7 protein-coding genes are annotated in these 19,356 nt (G+C 65.8%); 1 reads left to right on the top strand and 6 read right to left on the bottom strand.

What is annotated here, in order from left to right:
• Positions 1-133: 133 nt before the first annotated feature.
• Positions 134-1,576: an aldehyde dehydrogenase family protein gene (locus tag H1S03_RS11325; protein ID WP_185804544.1), complete on the top strand. Its 1,443-nt coding sequence runs from the start codon at positions 134-136 to the stop codon at positions 1,574-1,576.
• Between the two features lie 39 nt (positions 1,577-1,615).
• On the opposite strand, the gene H1S03_RS11320 is transcribed toward H1S03_RS11325, so the two are convergent.
• The 6 genes from H1S03_RS11320 to H1S03_RS11295 form a co-directional block, all read right to left on the bottom strand.
• Complete coding sequence (locus H1S03_RS11320) at positions 1,616-2,623, bottom strand: radical SAM protein (RefSeq protein ID WP_221892682.1); 1,008 nt, start codon at positions 2,621-2,623, stop codon at positions 1,616-1,618.
• Positions 2,610-3,464, bottom strand: a complete 855-nt coding sequence (locus tag H1S03_RS11315; protein WP_185804543.1) for a hypothetical protein — start codon at positions 3,462-3,464, stop codon at positions 2,610-2,612. The genes H1S03_RS11320 and H1S03_RS11315 overlap by 14 nt, the downstream gene beginning before the upstream one ends.
• A 15-nt stretch (positions 3,465-3,479) precedes the next feature.
• Complete coding sequence (locus tag H1S03_RS11310; protein WP_185804542.1) at positions 3,480-15,257, bottom strand: hypothetical protein; 11,778 nt, start codon at positions 15,255-15,257, stop codon at positions 3,480-3,482.
• 179 nt (positions 15,258-15,436) lie between these two features.
• The gene (locus H1S03_RS11305; protein ID WP_185804541.1) at positions 15,437-17,422 is read right to left on the bottom strand and encodes a zinc metalloprotease; all 1,986 of its coding nucleotides are present in this window, start codon (positions 17,420-17,422) and stop codon (positions 15,437-15,439) included.
• Between the two features lie 5 nt (positions 17,423-17,427).
• Entirely contained in the window at positions 17,428-19,038 is a 1,611-nt protein-coding gene (locus tag H1S03_RS11300) for an efflux RND transporter periplasmic adaptor subunit (RefSeq protein ID WP_185804540.1), read from the bottom strand.
• A complete protein-coding gene (locus H1S03_RS11295; RefSeq protein WP_166194435.1) occupies positions 19,035-19,340 on the bottom strand; it encodes a DUF3467 domain-containing protein in 306 nt (101 codons plus the stop codon). Before H1S03_RS11295 ends, H1S03_RS11300 begins: the two co-directional genes overlap by 4 nt.
• Between the last annotated feature and the right edge of the window lie 16 nt (positions 19,341-19,356).

The raw sequence follows: 19,356 nt of genomic DNA, 5'->3' as shown, positions 1-19,356 counted from the left end.
GCCGATCCGCAAGCCAACGGAATGCAACACCTCATCGGCCCAAATCCATTCGAACGGCTTTGAATTGTTCCGGTGGCAATTTCGTGCAGGCCGCGACGCTTGACAGCAGCGCCGCGCCCCGTGACGCAGAACCATGGAGAATATCGACCCAGTTCCACTGAACCTGATCGGCACCGCACGTGAACCAGGGCGCGGCGCCGCCGTTGCCGCGCAGCATGACCCTGCCACAGGTTCATTGCGTCCGATATATCGCAAGGCGGATACGGCACAGGTCGCAGCCGCTGTCCATGCCGCGCAGACCTCGGACTGGGGCAACAGCACTCCGGCGCAGCGTATCGCCGCCCTGTCGGCATTGCGCGACCAGATCGCTACATATTCGCAGGATTTCGCCCGGATCATCAGCCGTGAGATCGGCGCGCCGATAGATTTCGCCCGCACAGCGCAGGTCGGGGCAGCGTTGAGCCATCTGGACGCCACAATCGCCGCCATGCCCGTGGCCCTGCGTGAGGAAGAGCTGGACGGGGCGGAGCATCGCATACGCTTCGAGCCGGTCGGGGTCAGCGCCCTGATCACACCTTGGAACTGGCCCCTGAACCAGATCGTGCTGAAACTGGGCGCGGCACTGGCCGCCGGGTGCGCCGTCGTGCTCAAGCCATCCGAACTGTCGCCCCGCACAGCCGGTTTGCTGATTGAATGCTGCCTTCGCGCCGGCATCCCGCCGGGGGCGGTGAACCTGCTGATCGGTGATGCGGAGACTGGCGCCCACCTCGTGCGCCATAGCGGGATCGCCCATATTTCCTTTACCGGCTCGACCCGCGCCGGACGGCAGATCGCCGGCGTCGCAGCCGGCAGGTTCGCGCGAACCACGCTGGAGCTTGGCGGAAAGTCGGCCAACATTCTGTTTGCGGATTGCGATCTGGAAACCGCGATCCGTCAGGGAACCGCCCATTGCGTGCGCAATGCCGGGCAAAGCTGCAACGCCGCCTCGCGCATGTTGGTCGAGCGTCCGATATACGCGCAAGCCGTGGCCCTGACCGCCCGACACATGCACGAGACCGCGGTCGATTTGCCCGATGTGCCCGGAAACCATATCGGCCCGCAGGTTTCATCTGCGCAATACCTGCGTGTTCAGCAATTGATCGCCCAGGGCATTGCCGAGAAGGCCCGCCTCGTCAGCGGAGGCCCCGGCCTGCCGGACGGTCTAATGGCCGGGTTCTTCTCACGCCCGACGCTGTTTGCGGATGTGACGCCGGATATGGAGATTTTCCAGACGGAGATTTTCGGCCCCGTCCTGACCATGACCCCGTTCGAGACGGAGGAGGAGGCCATCGCGCTGGCCAACGCCACGCCCTACGGTCTGGCCGCCTATGTCCAGACCACGGATCCGGTGCGCGCCGACCGGGTGTCCAGGGCGCTTCACGCCGGTATGATACAGGTCAATGGCACCAGCCGTGCGCAGGGGGCACCGTTCGGCGGGGTCGGCGCCAGCGGCTGGGGGCGTGAGGCCGGGCTTTGGGGCATCCGCGCCTTTCAGGAAATCAAGTCGATCAGCGGCGCAGCCGCGGTCAGAACATAACGCGCCTGTGTCGAGGCGGTGCGCGTCTCACCAATGCGCTCACCCCAAGGGGCGCAGCAGGTCACGCTCATCCCCGTATTTCGCGACATAGGCAGCACTCAGCCCCAGACATTCCGTCGATGTGCACTGGGCACGATGCGGGCATTGATGAAATTCGTTGCGGTCGAATTCGGTCCAGAATTCCGGGTCGATGACCAGCAAAGGCTGTGCGTTGACCAGCGCATCGGCCTGCTGACCCAGCAGACATTCGGGGAAGTTCTTCACCTCGACGAACCGCCCCAGCGTGCGGGCCCGGGTAATCGCCGCCCGCAGGGGCGGCAGGATATCGGCATGACGCGCGGCGAGGTTCTTCTCGTCCGTTTCGGCCATGGGAAAATAGGTCCAGAACTCCATCTGGATCAGCCGCCGCAGATGTGAGAGCGCATCGACCATATCTGGCAGCAGGGGATAGCTCAGCGTCGTGACCACCGAATTGCTGATCATGTTGATATGGTCGTATGTGTCCAGATGCTCCATCCCGCGCAGCATCTTGTCCCAGGCCCCCTTGACCTGAACGATGCGGTCGTGGCTTTCGGCATCGGACCCGGCCACCGATATGAAAAATTCGTCCACGCCCGCGTCGATCAGCCTGTCCGTGTAGCCCGGCCGGGCCAGATGCATCCCGTGCGTCTGGATCCGAACGTGACTGAACCCCGCCGCCCGCGCCCGCCGCGCGAGGTCGGGCAGATCCCGGCGCAGGGTGATCTCGGATCCGGTCAGCACCAGCCCCTCCCACCGGGCGTTTTGCTGCTGGTCCGTCAGAATGCGGGCAAATGTATCCTCGGCTGTCGGGGCGAGGCGGTCCATCGTGCCCTCGATCATGCAGTGCACACATTTCAGGTTGCAGCGGAACTCCATGGTCAGAGAGACGTATTTCTCATGATCGCGCAGCGACAATCGCGGCAGATCGCGTAACCGCGCCGCCGGTGTGGTCAGCCCGCCGCGCGCGCCCGGCGCGTTGACCGCGGCCAGCGCCGCATCGATATCGAACGCATCAGAGGAGGCCATAAAAACTACCCTTCACCGGGACCGGCGCACCGTCGCGCCATTCCCAGTCCCAGCCCACATCATACAGATGATGGGCAAGGGCGTCACGGTGCCGGGTGAGAAAGGCCCGGATCGGTTCGGGATAGGCCAGCCTGTCCGCACAGAACATCAGGTCATCCACCCCGATACGTGAGAAATAAATCCCGTCGCGCTGCCGCTTGTTTGCCACCACGATGGTTTGCGCCTGAACCTGTGGCCACAACCACGGCGTCAGGTCCTCCGGTTCCCCGGGCATATGCGCGCTTTCCGTCAGCTTGGCCCGGATCGCGCCGGCCTCCTCCACCGCATCGAAAAAGAAATAGAAGTTGCGCAGTTCCATCGCCTGCCCGGTCCAGCCATAGCAGATGCCCGAGGATACGGTGGAGCCGGGATTGCCGATATAAAGGTCGATCTGATCCAGAGACTCTGCCTGCCCGTCCATCTCGACCGAGAACATGAAATAGGGAACATGATCGGGCGCGCCAAGCGATGTGGGCAGCACATCCGCCGTCGCGCCCAGGAAATCCGCGACATTCCTGCGGCGCTGCTCACGCCGATAATCATAGAAATAGAATTCCCAGCTCAGCGCGCGCCCATCCCATTTCAGCCCCCAGACCGTCGCGAAGCGTCCGAAGGCGGCGCGGATCGCCTCGACCAGCGGGATCATCCGGTGGCTGTTTCCGGCCACTTCAAAGCTGTGCCACAGCAAGGCACTGGTGCGCAGCGCGTCCTTCCCCGGTGGGGACGGACGCTCATAGGGCCAAAGGCAGAAATCGCGCGCCGGGTCGGTCGCCCGATGTCGATGAGCGGCGAGATCGATCATCCCGCCGCCCCCGGATCAGAAGCGCAGCGAAACACCGCCAGTCACCGTCGTCTCGCTCCGGTCGGAACCGTTTTCATATCCAAGCTCACCAAAGAAGCTGGAGGTCGCGCCGAGCGGGGCCGAGCGGAAGCCGCCCGAAAACTTCACCGACGCGCCGTCTTCCTCATAGCTCAGCTCCGTTCCGGCGACGGTGGTCGTCGTCTCACCCGACAGATCGCTGATGACGTCCAGCCCACCGTACAGCAAGCCGCCATTGGCCAGCTCGCTCTCGGCCCGGACGCCCAGGCGCAGTTCCGCGAAATCGCCATCGTCGAAATCGACGTCAACACCGATACTGTCGGTAAAGCTGTCGATGCTGGTCTGACCCACCGTCAACTGCGCCTGCGGGATCAGGGTGATGTTGTCCATCTCGAACCGCTGACCAACCTCCACCTTCGCCGTGACGGCCGTTCCATCCGTGTCGCCGCGCCCGGCACCTGTGGTGTCGAAGCTGAAGTCGAAGGACGACACGTTGATACCCGCATCCATGTAGAACCCGGTATTGGTGGTGTAGGTCGCGCCGAAGCCCAAGCCGAACATATCCGCATCGCCATCCGCCCGGATCGCCCCGCCCGCGCCGCTCGCATCCTGTGTCATGCGCCCGGCGTGGATGGATACACTGCCCATGACGGTCGATGTCGCGGTCCGCGACAGCTCGAAATCATAGCCCGCCTGAATGGCGGTGCGGCTGTGGTCGAAATCGGCGTCGATCGGCAGCCCGGTGATGTCACCGTCCGACTCCCCGCTGGCCGCCAGAACCCGGATCCAACTGCCCCCGGCATAGCCGCGCTCAACCTCGGCAAAGCTGAGCTGCTGCATCTCACCCAGATCGGCCTGCGCGCCGTATCCCTGACGCGCCGCACTGCGCTGCGCCATTGTGCCCAGCAGATCGACACCGAACCCGAAGGCGGCGTTTGCGACAACGGGATATTGCATCGCCGCGCCCGAAACCTCGGATCGCAGGACGAACGCGGAATTCACGCTGTCGAAATCGAGGGAATAGATGAATCCCGCCGTGGAAATCGTACCCCCGGCGAGAGTGAAGTCACCGACCGTGGCGTTGCCATCGACCTCCACCAGAACGATCCCGGTGGCACCGGTGAGCGAGCCGACACCGTTGCCGATATCGTTGACGACAATGACAGTGGACGTTCCGCTGACATCGCCGCCCACGACGATGAAATCGGCATCCGGCCCGTCGGGATCACCCGCCCGGTCCGGCGACCCCTCACCAGTCGCATCGAGCGCCGCGTCCAGGAAGATGGTGCCACCGTCCCCGATATAATCACCGCCGATGATCAGCGCATCATCCCCGTCACCCGCGACGGCGTCGATCGTACCCATCGTCTGGTCGCGCAGGTCGATGCCGATACCGCCATTGGTCACGCTGCCCATCGTCGTGGTGCGCATGGGGGAGTTGCCGTCCCCGAGCAGTTTGGACCCGGCCCCGATGACCAGGTCCCGGAACGTCAGCATCCGTGTCGTACCGCCCAGTTGCGCCGTGTCGAACGTGGTCGCGTTCAGGATCAACGTTTCGAAATCGGTGAAGTCCTCGAACGCCTCGGCCGAGGTCGTCGCGTCGCTGATGGTGATGACATCCCCCGTTCCGGCACCGCCGGAGGCCGAGAACAGCCGCGCGTTGGAGTCGCCCACCTCATCCTGACGAACGTCCAGAATGCCGTCGCCGTCCAGATCATCGAACTGACCACCCGCACCGACGACGATCAGCCTGTCGTCACCCGCGCCGAGGTCAAGCTTCGGATCCGTCGCGCCCGCCGCCGTTCCGATCCGCTGCTCGCCATTGCTCATCGTAACGGTATCGGCACCGTCGCCGGTATTGATCGTCCCCGTCACGTCTACGGTTCCCAGATCAATCGTATCGACGCCGGAGGCCAGCATGATGTCGCCATCGACCACACCGGAGGTGAAGACCAGCGACGATCCCGGCGCGCCGCCCAGAATGTCACCGGTCAGATCGCCATCCAGGCTCAGGTTCAACAGCAGGCCCGACGCGTCGATGCCGGTGCCGCCCGTTCCGATCAGCTGACCTTGCAGCGCCACGATGATCGGCGCGCCCGTATCGCCCGACAGGCTCAACCCCGTATCGCCCGAAACGATGCCGCCGATGGTCAGGTCCAGACTGGAGGTTCCGCTCACATCGAACGCGAGTGCCGCGCCCCCCGTGCCCGTCACAGTCGCGCCGGAGGCAATATCGGCAGTGATCGCCGTCGCCATGCCGGAGGTCACAACGACGCCGTTCGTACCGCCCGACACAATCGCCGTATCATCCAGATCGAGATCAATCGTGGCCCCCGTGCCGGAGATCTCCACCGCTGTGGTTCCCCCTGATACCGTACCTGCAATGTCCAGATCGACGGGGGCGGACACCTCCACCAGGCTCAGACCCGTGGTCGATCCGCTCAGAAGACCGCCATCCGCCACCTCAACCGTCGAGGATGTCCCCGCCGCGGTGGAGGAAAGGCTGAGCGCCGATCCGCCCGTCGCCGTGACCGAGCCCGCGATCAGGACCTGCCTGGCCCCACTGCCCGTCGCGCCACTGTCGATGGAGATTCCGCTCACACCCTGCGAAGTGGTGCCCGCCGCGATAGCCACATCCGTCAGCGCGTTGCCCGCGTTCGAGATTGCTGCAATCGCGCCGTTCGCACTGGTCACATCGGCATCCACATCCAGTGTCACCGTGTTGTCGCCATTCTGCACAAGGCTCAGCGCGTCACCGATCACATCGATATTCGCGTTCACGTCGGCCACGATCATTCCGGACGTCGTGATGTCCAGGCCAGAGGTCGCCGTCGCACCGGCAATCTGTCCCAGCGCCGCGTCGATTGTCGCTGAAACCGCGCCGGTATCGGCGGTCAGGCTGACTGCCGCGCCCGTACCCGCGTCAATCGCGGCCGTGTTGGCAAACGTGATCGTTCCGGCATTCGAAACGTCGGCAATGACGCCGCCATCCGCCGCAGCGATGCGTCCATCCACATTCACCAGCGCATTTGCGCCCCCGGTCGAAAGCTCCAGCCCGGTCGCGTCGCTATCGATGGTAGCGGAGTTTGCAAACAACACCGGGCCGCCGTCAGCGGCCGTGATCGTCGCACCGTTTCCACCGGCATCGACCGCACCTTGCAACTGAATCGTCGTCGGGCCGGTGCCGTCATTGATCGCAACAATGCCATCCATGCCCGAGGTGATCGTGCCCGCAGCCGTGGTCGTTACGTCGAACGATGCCGAGGATGCCGCGTTCGCCATCGTTGCCGCAAGGCCGGTCGTGCCGGCGACGACAGGGCCGTCCACGTCGATATCGACCGCACCCAGACCCGCCTGATTGACCTCGATCCCGGTGCCGGCCGTACCGGTCACCGCGCCCTCGATGTCGAGGATGTAATCACCCGCGTCGGTTTCGCTGAACCCGGCATCGCCCACGACGATACCATTCTGCGAGCCGGTCACCGCTTGGGATGTTGCAATGCTGACCACGCCGTTGGTCGCGCGTGCGACGATGGCATCACCGCCGGTCGCCGTGACCATTCCGTCGGCGGTCACGGTCACATCTCCGTCAGCCGACGCGCCGATACCCTGCGTGACACCCTGTACTGCCCCCGTGGTGAGGATTTCGGTCGAGACGGTTCCCGCCGCCACGATCCCCTCGTTCACGGTGCCGGTCACGTCGTCATTCGTCGTGATATCGACCACGCCGCCCGTGACGCTGATCCCGGTTTCACCCGAAACCGTTCCGCCCGCCAGGACCGTCGCCGGTTGCGAGGTGGAGGAGATTTCAAGCCCTGTTCCGGCAAGCGTGCCAATGTCGCCCGCGCCCGTCGCCGTGAACGTGATCGCCCCCGCTCCACTGGCGGAAACGCCACCCGTCGCGGCAGAAACCTCAGCGGAAAGGTCAATCAGGATCGGTGCCCCGGTCGAGCTGACCTGCATGCCCCGGCCCGTGTTCGAGGTGATCGCCCCGCTCACATCCAGATCGATCACATCGGTCCCGCCCGGCGCGGCATTGCTGCTCATCAGGATCGAGGTGCCACCCGAAGTGATCGGACCCGAGATATCCGCGAGGATCGTGTTCGCGGTCGCGTTCACGCCGACGGCGCTCGCATCGGTTGCGGTGACCGCATCGTTGATGTCGAGGGTGATCCCGCCATTCGCGGCGGTCGCCTCGACCGCAGTGCCGGTCGCCGTCTGGACCGTCGCATTGGTTGTGATGTCGATCTGCCCGCCGAGCGCATCGGCGGTGGCGAATATGCCGCCCGTCTGTCCCGCAACCGATCCGTCCGTCGTGATCGAGACGTCCCCGTCTCCACCCGACACGACCATCGCCCCCGTCGAGGAGTCGATGGACCCGGTGCTTGCCAAATTGATATCGACGTTACCGGTGGCGTTATCGACATTCAGGCCGGTACCGGTCGATTTGACCGCTCCGTTCAGCGTTACCGTCGCAAGCCCGCCGGAAAGCGAGGAGACATCGACACCGATTCCCCCGGTCCGGTTGCCCAACCCGCCGATGCCCGTCACCTCGCCGTTGAGCGTCAGCGTCGTCGCCGCCACCGAGGCCGCGTTTGCGTTCGTGACACTCACACCGGTGAGGGATGCCTGCACATCGTCGAGGCTGACCGTCGTGGCCCCCGTGCCGAACTGTGTCGCCTGCACGCCGTCGCCCGCCCGTGCAATCGTATCCGCCGTTGTCGTCAGGCTCAGATCGCCGTCCAGACCACCGCTCGCCACTGTTGCGACGATGCCGTCACCGCCTGCATCCACGTCCCCGCCGATATTGGCCGTGATGGCCGCGCCGGAAGCCGAGTCCAGAACGATGCCGGTGCCGCTTCCCGCAATGCTGACCGTACCCGTGCCCAGCGTGTCGAGGGTCAGCGCGCCCTGCCCCGCATGGGTCACGCCGATGCCCACATCGCTGCCGGTGCTGGCGCCCGTCAGGGCGATGGCCCCGGCAATGTCGATATCGGTCGCGCCGCCCGCTTGCGTGGTGACCACCAAGCCCGAAAACGCGTCGCTGATCGTGCCCGTTACGCCGCTGGCCACCGTCACATCCGCAGTGGATGTCGCGGATGATTGCGTAACCGAAACGCCGCTCGAACCCGCCGCCGGGGCGGACATCGTGACCGCGCCATCCAGCAGCAGCGTGGTGGCGCCTGCATTGACCGCCGCATTCTCGATCGAGATTCCGGTATTTGCGCCGCTTCCCTGAACACCTGCGTTGATATCCGCCATCACAACCGTGCCGGTGCCGGTCGCCGCAATCTCGACCCCGTTTCCGTTCAAGCCGGTGATTTGCGCCGCCGTATTCAGATCAATATCAGCGGCGCTGCTCTCGATCAGGGCACCGCGCGTGCCGCCGCTCACCATGGCGGTGACGTCGATATCCATCGTGCCGCCGGCACTGCTGCTCAGGTTCAGACCGTCGGTGCCGGCCATGACCACACCGTCGATATCGACATCCATACCCGTTCCGCTGCCGCTTTGCGTCGCGAAGACACCCATGTCGGCGGTTCCGGTCGTCGTTCCGTTCAGGTCGAGAACCATCTGCCCCGGCCCGTCACTCTCGGCGTAAATGCCGGTATTCCCACCGGTGACGGAGGTTCCCGCCTCCGTGAAAATCCGCAGCGCGCTGCTGGCATCCGCGACGATACCGTAATCGCCACCACCGTTGATCGTGGCGTTGTCGGTAACGGTAATCTCCGCCAGAGCGGAGCCGTCATGCGTCAGGCGAATGGCGTTCCCACCGGCGCTGGTCACATCGGCCCCAGCCTCAATGATCCCTTGCGTTCCGCTGCTCACCGTCAGGTTGACCGCGTTCTGCGCGTCGATGAAGCCCGACTGCGCGACCGCGCCGTCCAGATCGATCCGCGCCGCGCCGGTGCCCGAATGCACCAGCAGCACACCGCCATCAACGCTGTTCACGCTGCCTGTGGAGGTGACCATGATCGTGCTGTCGGTACCGTCCGTGTTCGTGGCGTCGATCCCGTCATCGGCAGCAGTGACCGCGCCCGAAACCGTGATCGACAGCGCGTCACCATTTGTGGTGCTGGCCGTGATCGCATCGCCGGTGCGCCCCGTCACGTCACCTCCCGCGTCGAGTGTGGTCGCCCCCGCGCCGGAACCGCTTGCCACGACGATCATGCCGACATTGCCGGTAACATCGCCATCGGTATCGACCAGAGTCGCGGTTCCCGCCGAATTGTCGATGGCAAGCCCGGTGTTCAGCGCCGTGATATCCCCATCTGCCCCGGCGACGAAAGCAACCGTGCCGCCGACCGAATTCTGGATTTCGACACCCGAGTCCGCCGCCAGACCGCTGACTGCGGCGTCAAGCTCCACCCGCACGTCGCCAGCACCGAGGGACGCGGCCTGCACGACAGAATCCGTGCCCGTATTCGTCACATCGGCGTCGATATCCAGCAAGACGTTGCCCGCACCCATCGAAGCGATGTCGAGCCCGGACCCTGTGGAATCTATGGTGCCGGTCGTCGTGATCGTCGCCGCGCCCGCCCCGATCGTCAGGACGTCAATACCGTTGCCGCCCGCCGTCAATGCGCCGGACAGGTCGATATCAATGTCCCCGGCGCCCGCTTGCGAAACGGCGATGCCCGTCTGCGTGGAATCGACCGTACCGGCCATATCGATCGTGATGTCACCGAAGGAGGAGTTTGTCGGGCTGTCACCCTGATCGCCGACGAAGATACCGTTGCCTCCCGTCGCATCGACCGAGGACGCCGCCGTGCCGACGATGCTGACCGCCTCACCCCCCGTGCGCCCCTGGACCGAGATCGCATGTCCGCCGGTTGCGGTCACGGCGCTGGCAAAGTCGAGATCGACCTCAGGCCCACCGGCCAGCAGGATGCCCGTGGTCCCAGCCACATCGCCACCCGCATTCAGATCAATATCGAGCACGCCCTGATCCGTCAGCCCGATCACCTCAAGCCCGGCACCGGTCGTGCCGGTCAGATCCGCGCTCAGATCGAAATCCAGTCCGCCCGCGTTGCGCAGAGTCAATTCCGCACCGTCGGTGGAGCCTGTGACCGCCCCGGCCAGATCCACCGTCACCGTTCCCGTGCCGGACGCGCTTTCGGCGCGGATACCGGTCGTGAACCCTGAAATGATCCCCGTCGCCGTGTTGCTGATCGCGATGGACCCGTCGGTCGCCGCGTTGATGGCGTTGACCCCCTCGGAATCGGCGGCTGCCGTGCCGGTGATCGCTGCGGCGATGTCGATGTCGATATCCCCGCTGCCGCTGGCCACATTCGCCAGAATACCGTTTCCAGCGTCGATCGTGTCGAGCGTTCCCACCGTCACGTTGCCGCCCGCCGCGCGCGCGTCGATGGCGATTTCACTGCCAGATGTGCTCAATGTTCCGCCAAGCGCGGTGTTCACGTCGATATCGCCATTGGTCGAACGTGCCTCGACCACGGTGCCTGCGGCGCTGCTCGCCGCCGCGATGTCGATATCCGTGTCTGCGTTCAAATTCGAGGTCACGACCGCCATGCCGGAGGCGCTGTCGACAGCCCCGTTCACATCAATGTCGATCCCGGTGCCCGCCGCGCCGTTCGCATTGGTCGCCGTGATCGCATCGCCAACCACGTCGATGGTGCCTGCCGCGCTGTTCTGGAATGCAATTCCGCCGGTGCCACTGGTCATGCTCAGACCCGCGCCACCGCCATTTACCGCATCCGCGATCGCCACGTCGATCAGGCCGGAGCCTTCGTTCGTCGCGTCGAGGATCGCCCCCGTCCCGGCAGTGATCGTGCCGCCTGCATTCGTCGTAATGCTCAGATCCCCGGTCGAGGCTGCGGACTGCCCGATCGTGATCGCGTTGCCTGTGCCGTTCGCCGTGATGCCCGCATCCGCCACCAACGTGACATTCTGGGTCGAGGTCGCGGAGTTGGTGACGCTGACCGCAGCCTCGGTTCCGTTGCCACTGACCGCGCCGTCGATATCGATCAGGATCAGGCCGGAGGGCGCACTGCCCGCCCCGCCCGACGCGACCGCGATGCCCGAACCGGCCGATCCCGTCACCGATGCCGTGTTGTTGACAGTGACGTTGTTGAGGCCGTTGCCTTGATTGAAGATCTCGATTCCGCGCCCGCCCGAGGTCGCGGCCGTGGCGGTGACACCCACCGCACCCACGCCGTTCTGCGTGATGCTGATCGCGACATCATCCAGATCGCCGCTGCTCGCCGTGACAACGTCGTTCGTCGTCAGCGTGATATCGCCCGTCCCGACAGAGGAGATGTTGATCGCGTCCTGGGTCGTGGACGCGACCGTTCCGTCCAGCGTCGCCGTCACCGCCCCGCCGAGATTGTTCTGCACCAGGGAGACGCCGGTGCCCGTGGCCGAGATATCGCCATCGGCATCGGTGATGAGCGTCAGCGCGCCCTGGCTGTTATCGAGCGCGACGCCCCCGCCGCTGCCGCCGGTGACCGCACCATTCACAGTCGCATTGATCGCCCCGTCCGTCATGCTTTGCGTGGACAGGCTGATCGCGGCTCCGGCCGCGCCGCTCGACACGGTGCCGTCGGTGGTGAAGCTCAACGTTGTCGCCGTCGCCGCGTTCGATGCCCGCACACCGAAACTGCCGCCTGACGTGACATCCCCGTCCAGGTCGATGATTGTCGCAGCGCTGCCATCATTGCTCAGGTCAACCCCGACCGTCGCGGCAGAGACGTCGCCCCCCGCCCCCGTGGTCAGGCTGGTGGTGGTGCCGCTGCCGCTCAACACGATGCCGCCAGCCCCGCCGGTGATCGCGGCATTGGCGGTGTAGCCGGTCGTTCCGCTGCCGGCATTGGCGATGCTGACCGCCGTGCCGCCGGTGCTCGACACGGTGCCGTCAGTGATGACACTCATGTTCTGCGCGCCCGCCCCGTTGGACGCATCCAGACCGAAGCCCGTCGTCCCGGACAGATCGCCATCCAGATCGATAGAAGTGCTGGAGGTGCCGGTGTTCGAGACGACAGCCCCGCGCGTTCCACTGGCATCCCCGGCGGCGGAACTGGTCAAGCTCACATCGCCCGCGCCCGAGGCGGTGATGTCTATGGCACTCGCCAAACCGCTGGTCGTTGCCGCGTTGACCGCAACCGTCGTCGTGCCGGAGCCGTCATTCGTGACATCCACGGCATTGAACGCGCCATCGGCGTTGACACTGGCATTGGTCGTCACCCCCACGTCGGAGCCGCCGGCACCGCCCGTCACCTCGACGCCCGTGCCTGTTGTCGCATTGACGGCTGCATTTGTCGTGACGATGGTCGTGCCCGTGCCATTGTTGGCCGCGACGATCCCGCCTTGACCATCGACCGTTCCACCGGCTCCGGTCAGGATGGACAGGCCCGCACCCGTCGTCTGCACCGCGATGCCCGTTCCCGAAGCCGCCGTGACCGCGCCGTTCGACTCGACCGAGGCAAGCCCCGCTCCACCGTGATCCACGTCGATGCCGTTGCCGGTCGCCGAAATGACATTGCTCTCGCTGGTGACGGTCGCCGTCGTGCCCGCTGTCGTCGTGACGTCGATCGGGCCCGCCGCTCCGGTCTTGTCCAGATCGACGGTCGCCGCACCGCTGCCTGCATGGCTGATCGTGATCGACCCCATCGTTCCGCCAGCGCCAGTGGACCCGACACTGACATTCGTGGCCGTGGCCCCGGTCGTGGCAACGATGTCGCCTGCGGTCCCGGCCACATCTATGCTCAGATCGCCCGTTCCATTATGCGCCGCACGGATCGCCACGTCATCGCCCGTCACGGTTCCCGCCGCCAGCACGTCGATATCCACGCCGGTGGCCGCCGCGCCGGTCGTCACATCCAACCCGTCACCCGAGGTGCCTGTGACCGAGCGCGCGATATCCACGTCAACCACGCCCGACCCGTCGGAGGAAATGTTGATGGCGTCACCGTTCGAGCTGGCGATTGCCGCTCCGGCCTGAACGTCCAGCGTGATCCCGGCGGAGCCTGCGCCCCCGTCGATGTCGATCAGCGTGTCGGGCGCGGTGCCGCCAACCGTGAAACCACCTTCGAGCGTGACCGTCGCGGCTCCTGCCCCCGAATTGTCCACCGCGATCAGTGATCCGGCGGAGGCCGCCCCCGTGACCGATCCGTTCACCGTCAGGAACATGTCGCCCGCACCACCGCTGGTGCTGAGCGCCACGGCCGCATCGCTCGCCGTGGCCGAAGTCTGGGTGACGCTGCCGTTCAACGTAACGCCGGTGGTCGCACCCGTGGCGGTGTTGCTAACGACGATTGCCTGTGCCCCGCCGGAGATCGCACCCGGCGCGCCCTGCGTCACGGTGGTCGATGTGTTCGCGCCGCCCGCCGTCACGCTCACCCCGGTTCCCGCCGCGTCCGAGGCAGTGACGGAGCCGTCCAGATCGACGCTCGCCGGTCCCGATCCGTTTGCCGTGACCACGATACCGCCCGCGACGCCGGTAACGGTCGAACCGCTTGCCAGATCGACGCTCGTCCCCGCTCCCGCCACGGTGTCCGCGATGCTCAGCGCGCTGCCCGACAGGCCGATTACCGTGCCGGACACGCCGACATCGACCGCGCCGGAGCCATTGTTCGTCAGGCTTGCGCCGCCCGTCGCGCCCTGAACGGACCCGCCAGCCGCGACATTCACGTCGATCCCGCCCGATCCGGTCGTGCTCTGCACGATGCCCATCGCGCCCGTCGATACCACGGAGCCAGTGGCGGAGACGTCGATATCGGTATTGCCCGCGCCGGAAACCTCCACCGCGTTTCCATCATTGGTCACGGTGCCTGTCACGTTGATCTGCGACGCACCAGCCGAGGAACCGAGCCGGCTGCCGCCCGCCACCGTACCGCCCAGATTCAGGGTCAGTTCCCGCAGCTGATCCATCGACTGATCGTTGCTGACATCGACGGCCCACCCGTTGGTCGAGGTGATGCTGCCCGTATTGGTGATCGTGCGCAGCTCCGCATTGCCCAGATCGCTGTTGGAATTCACCGTCAGCGACACCGCCGCATTGTCCGTAGTCGTGATCGTACCGGAGTTCACGATCGTCGCGGCCCCGCTGGTGGTCGCGCTGAAGCCGCCCGAAACGCCCGTGATGGTGGCCGTGTTGTCAAGCGCGACGTCACCCCCCACGATTTCCACCGCCGCGCCGGTGGTCGCGACCACCGATCCGTCGTTGTTCAGCGTGAATGACTGCGATGTCAGTGACTGGATCGCCCCGACCGAGCCTGAGACGGACCCCGTCCCCTCCACGTTTATAACGGCATTGATGTCGCTCGATCCGAAGCCACCGCCCGCAGGGGCCTCATCCAGCAGCAGGATGCCGTAACCGTCATAGGCCGAATCCGCGCCACCGGTGACCGTGCCGGCCAGGTTTACCGTCTGCACGAAACCCTCATCAGCCGAGCCCAATGGCGACAGGACCAGCGCATTGCTGTTCGAAGTCAGCGATCCGGTGGCCACGATCGTCGTGGTGAAAGACCCCGCACCCGTGCCCGCCGCGACGCGCAGGGCATCCTCCTCCTTCGTTCCTGCCAGACCGGTTGTATCCACACCCGCCCCGGCCAGGAATGTCAGCGTTCCAGTTGCCCCCGCCGCGACCGTTTGCGTCGTGTCGTTCACATTGTCGGGTGCTCCGCTACACTCAAATGTCAGCGGTGCGACCTGCGTGCAGCTTCCCGCCTGTGCGATGACAGGGAAACTCATAAGGCCCATACCAACGATGGCAGTTGAAAGCGCGAACGACTTGCGAGGGGTCTGGAAGGTCATCTGTCTGTCCTAAACGAAGGCCGTGGTGGGCGTGCCTGGTAATGATCCGGCGCGCCGGACGGGGGTTGCCGCAGAAAAGCACGAATACGCTGTTCGTGTCACGCAACTACAGGATGTAATCCTCAGCTTATTGTATGGAGGCGGTGCTTTAGGCTGTGCGGACATACACACAATTTTCACTATTGCGTTGCGGCACCCTGGGCGGCTTGCTGTGCCTCACGGAATCTCAGCAACAATATCCGGCCCCGGAAAACCGCGTGGCGCCACAGGGGCTCCGCGCCGAATTGCAATCTCGTGGACAGCGGCTCCCCCGTCAGGGCCGTGGCGCTGTGGCTGCTGACAACCGCCAGACGCACCCCGCCTGTCACATCCCCGGCCATGTCCTCCAGTCGGATATCCCGCTCCGGATCAAGGACTTCGTAGAAGTGCGAGCTGCGCAAGGTCGCCCCCCTCAGATCATCGCTCAGCTTCTCGACCCATATCTCCGGGAAGGCTCCGGTCAATCGTGCCGTCCCATGATCGGGCAGAAGGTGCCCCACCACGCGGCCCGGCCCGACCTGCGCACCGCGGTGCAACGTAGATTCGGGCCGGAACAGCCCGGCTTGCGCGGCGCGCACCGTTCGCAGCTCCGCTATCTGTTGCAAACGGGCAACTCTGGCGGCGGAAGTCACGGCGCGCTGGCGGGCCGCCTGGGCGGTCAGGGGATCCAGCCCGGCGGCGCTGTCGGCCAGTGCCAGATCGAACCTGCGTTCCGCCTCGGCCAGGGCCAGTTCCGCCTCCGCTCCGGGCGCCTCAAGCTGCACCAGTGCCGCACCGGGTTCGACATGTGCGGCATCGGCCATTGCACGCAACACACCGCCCTGCGCGACCCGGATCGCATATGACCCGTCCATGTCGAGGTCCAGCGGCACCGTCACATGATAGGGGCGCGGCAGGAACGCCAGGAGCAGCGCGATCCCCGCCAGCAGCGGCAGCCACAGCCAACCCCGCCCTGCCCGACGCGGGCCGCGCGGACCATCCCCTGCACCCTGATTACGCCCCCGCCCCTGCGGCGACGCCCCGTTCAGGGACAGAAGCGGCGTGAAAAACATCGCCGCCATCCCCCAACCCACCAGAAACAGCCCCAGGCCGAGGAATTTCGGCAACACCTGCCACGCCACGAACGCCACGATCCAGATCTTCCACCCGGTCGAGGCCAGCGCGAAGGCCACCCGCAGCGGTGCATCCATCACCCTGCGCATCGCGGTGCCCATGTCGAAACCGGCCAGCGCCGAACGCACCGATTTCAACGCCACGAAGCTTTCCATATGCCAGTTGCGCCGGTGCGCCGCGTCGGACAGCGCGAAATAGCCGTCCAGCTTCAGAATGGGGTTGAGGTTGAAAATCACCGTATTGATCGAGTTGAACACCACCAGCGACGACAGGACCTGCCGCAAGGCCGGATCCTCGACCAGATGCCAGACGATGAACGCCACCATCGCCACGCTGAGATCCGCGAACAGCCCCCCAAGCGAGATCATGATCCGGCCAGAGCGTCGCGCCAGCAAATCCGCCTCGGAACAGTCCACGAATGGCAGGGGGTACAGTCCCAGCAGCATCACCCCGGCCTTGCGCACCCTGACCCCGGCACGGGTCGCCGCCAGAACGTGCCCCAGTTCGTGCAGGACCTTCGTCACCGGCGCGACCATCGCGAAGGTGGCGATGGCCGACAGGCTGAAGATATCGCCGATCCGGCTGACCATCGCGCCATCCGTCGCCGAGTGAATCCACAGGCTGAGCATCGCCAGCATCGCGAACACCACCGCCCCGAACGTCGAGAAGGTCACGGCAGCGAGGCCTCTCAGATATTTCTGCCAAGGCCCCACGTCGAACAGCGGCACCTGCATGAACAGGGGGTTGAACTTCCGCCTGCGCTCCCCGCTGGCATCGGCGCGCATCGCCCTGATGAACTCACCAATCACGGTTGCGGCGGCGATTTCCTCCTCGGGCGGGGTGCCGGTCAAGCGTCCGTTCAGGCGCGCGCGAACATTGGCCATCAGGCGTGCCAGCTTGGGCTCCAGCCGCAGGATGCGCCCGCTTGCGGGATCGGCCAGCAGGTAGAGGTGGCGGCCGCCTTCCTCGGACAGATGCAACCGCGCCTCGCGCAGCGGCCCGGCTCCGGCCATGCCGCTCACAATTCGATACCCAGCTTTTCCCAGGCCTTCAGCCGGACCCATTCCGCGAGGGGGCGCAGCAGGACGGCCACGCGCGGGCGCTCCCCCAGATCCAGACGGGCGATCCCCGTCAGTCCCTTGAACAGGGCGGCGTCCGCCTCCGCGATTTCCGCCAGAACCAGCAGGACAACGTCGCCTTCCTCCCTGCGTGAGGCGATGGGATCCTCGATGATTGTCACCGGCCAGCTGCGACCGCTGATGCCGCGCAGAACGAACGTGCCTTCGGTCCCGCTCCGCACCAGCGGCGCGTCGATCGCGGCCAGGCGCAGCAGAGCCCGCATCCGGTCCCCGACCTGAACCTCCGCCACGGAGGTTCCGGCATTCATCATCGCGCCGACCTCCCCCCGGCTGATCAGATCCGCGATCCGCCCGTCCTGTGGTGCGGTCAGGACCAGCGCATCAATCCGCTGGTCCAGCCGGGCCACGCGCAGGGCGGCGATGTCCTGTCGCTGCTGGGCCAACTGATAGCGCGCGTAATCCCCGGCGGCGAGGGCCTCCTGCGCGCTCAACCCTTCCAGCAATTGCGTCAACGCCGCCTCGTCCCGGGCTTCGTCCAGCGGATCGGAAACCAGCGTGGCAATCACATCCCCGGTGGAGACGCTCTGCCCGACGCTGACCAGAACGGAGGCCAGACGCGCTTCCTCCGCCGCGATCACGATTTCACTGGTCGCCGGGCGCAGTTCGCCGGGGGCCGTGACCTCGAACCGGACCGGCCAGGCCAGGAACGCGATCAAGGCCACGACCGCCGCCGCCGCCAGCCCGCGCCGCACCCAGCCACCGGTGCCGCGCACCCGCTTGGGAAAGGCGACGGACAGCGCGGCCTGTGCCTCGACCACCTCGTCGGGGGGTGGCATCCCCTCGACGTACAGGGCCAGGCCGTCCTCCGCCGGGCGTGCGATCACGAAACCGGGGATCCGGTGCTCCTCGCAAAACAGTTCCAGATCGGCGGGCCCGTCACCGATCCGCCGCGCATCGACGGCCAGCACCGGCTGATCCTCGGCAATCATGCGGTTGGCAAAAATCCTCAAGCTGTCGCTGCGCAGATCCGCCGTCGGGCTGAGGCGATGCACCTTGCGCGCGCGTCCGCCCTTGATCTCGATGAAGGCCAGACCCGTCCACCCCGTGGCAGCGGCCAGACGTTCCAACGCGACCAGCCTGCGGGTCTTCAGCCGCTTGGGCAAGGACACCAGCGACTGGAAAAGCGGCATCCGCCAGCGGTTTTCCGCCGGCGCCGCCGCAACCGGCGCACTGTTCTGAAAGGCGATCTGCCGGCTGGCGCGAACCAGAGTGCGGATAAGATGCGGCAACGCGACGTCGCCATCCCCGACCTGCCACAGATGCGCGCGCCCGTCACCCAATGGCACATGCACGGCCAACCGGCCCCCGGCCAGCCTGCGCGCACCGGGGCGCTCGCTCTCGAACTCGGGGATCAGCGCGCGCAGTTCCGCGCCCGGCGGCGGCCCGATCAAGGGTGTCGCCACCCCGCCAACGATCAGCGCCAGCAGATCGACCGGCGCCCCGATCGCGTCGAGCGCGCCTGTCCCCGGCCCGCCCGGCGCGGCGCTCATCCGCCTATCTTGCCAAACCGCTCCTCATACGCTTCGAGAGAGCGGACGAGGATCGCGGCAAACCGCTTGGCCGCCGCAGGGTTCATGACCATCCGATTGTTCAACTGAATCTCGACCTTGCCGCCCTCGGGCACACCCTTCCAGCTTTGATGTTGACCGAACAGCAGGAAAAACTCCTCCTGCGTTGCGGTCGCCGTGGCCACATTGGCGTAGCTCGACATGATGTCGGCATCGTCCCAGACCAGCTCCACCCCATTGGGCAGAGTCTGGGTCAGGCCGTTCGTCGTCTTGGTATCGGACATTTTCCGTTATGCTCCT

The organism is Pontivivens nitratireducens (genome assembly GCF_014235845.1).
In the GTDB taxonomy this organism is placed as follows: domain Bacteria; phylum Pseudomonadota; class Alphaproteobacteria; order Rhodobacterales; family Rhodobacteraceae; genus Pontivivens; species Pontivivens nitratireducens.
Note: the sequence above shows the minus strand (reverse complement) of the source record. Positions and strands in the feature narration are given on the sequence as shown.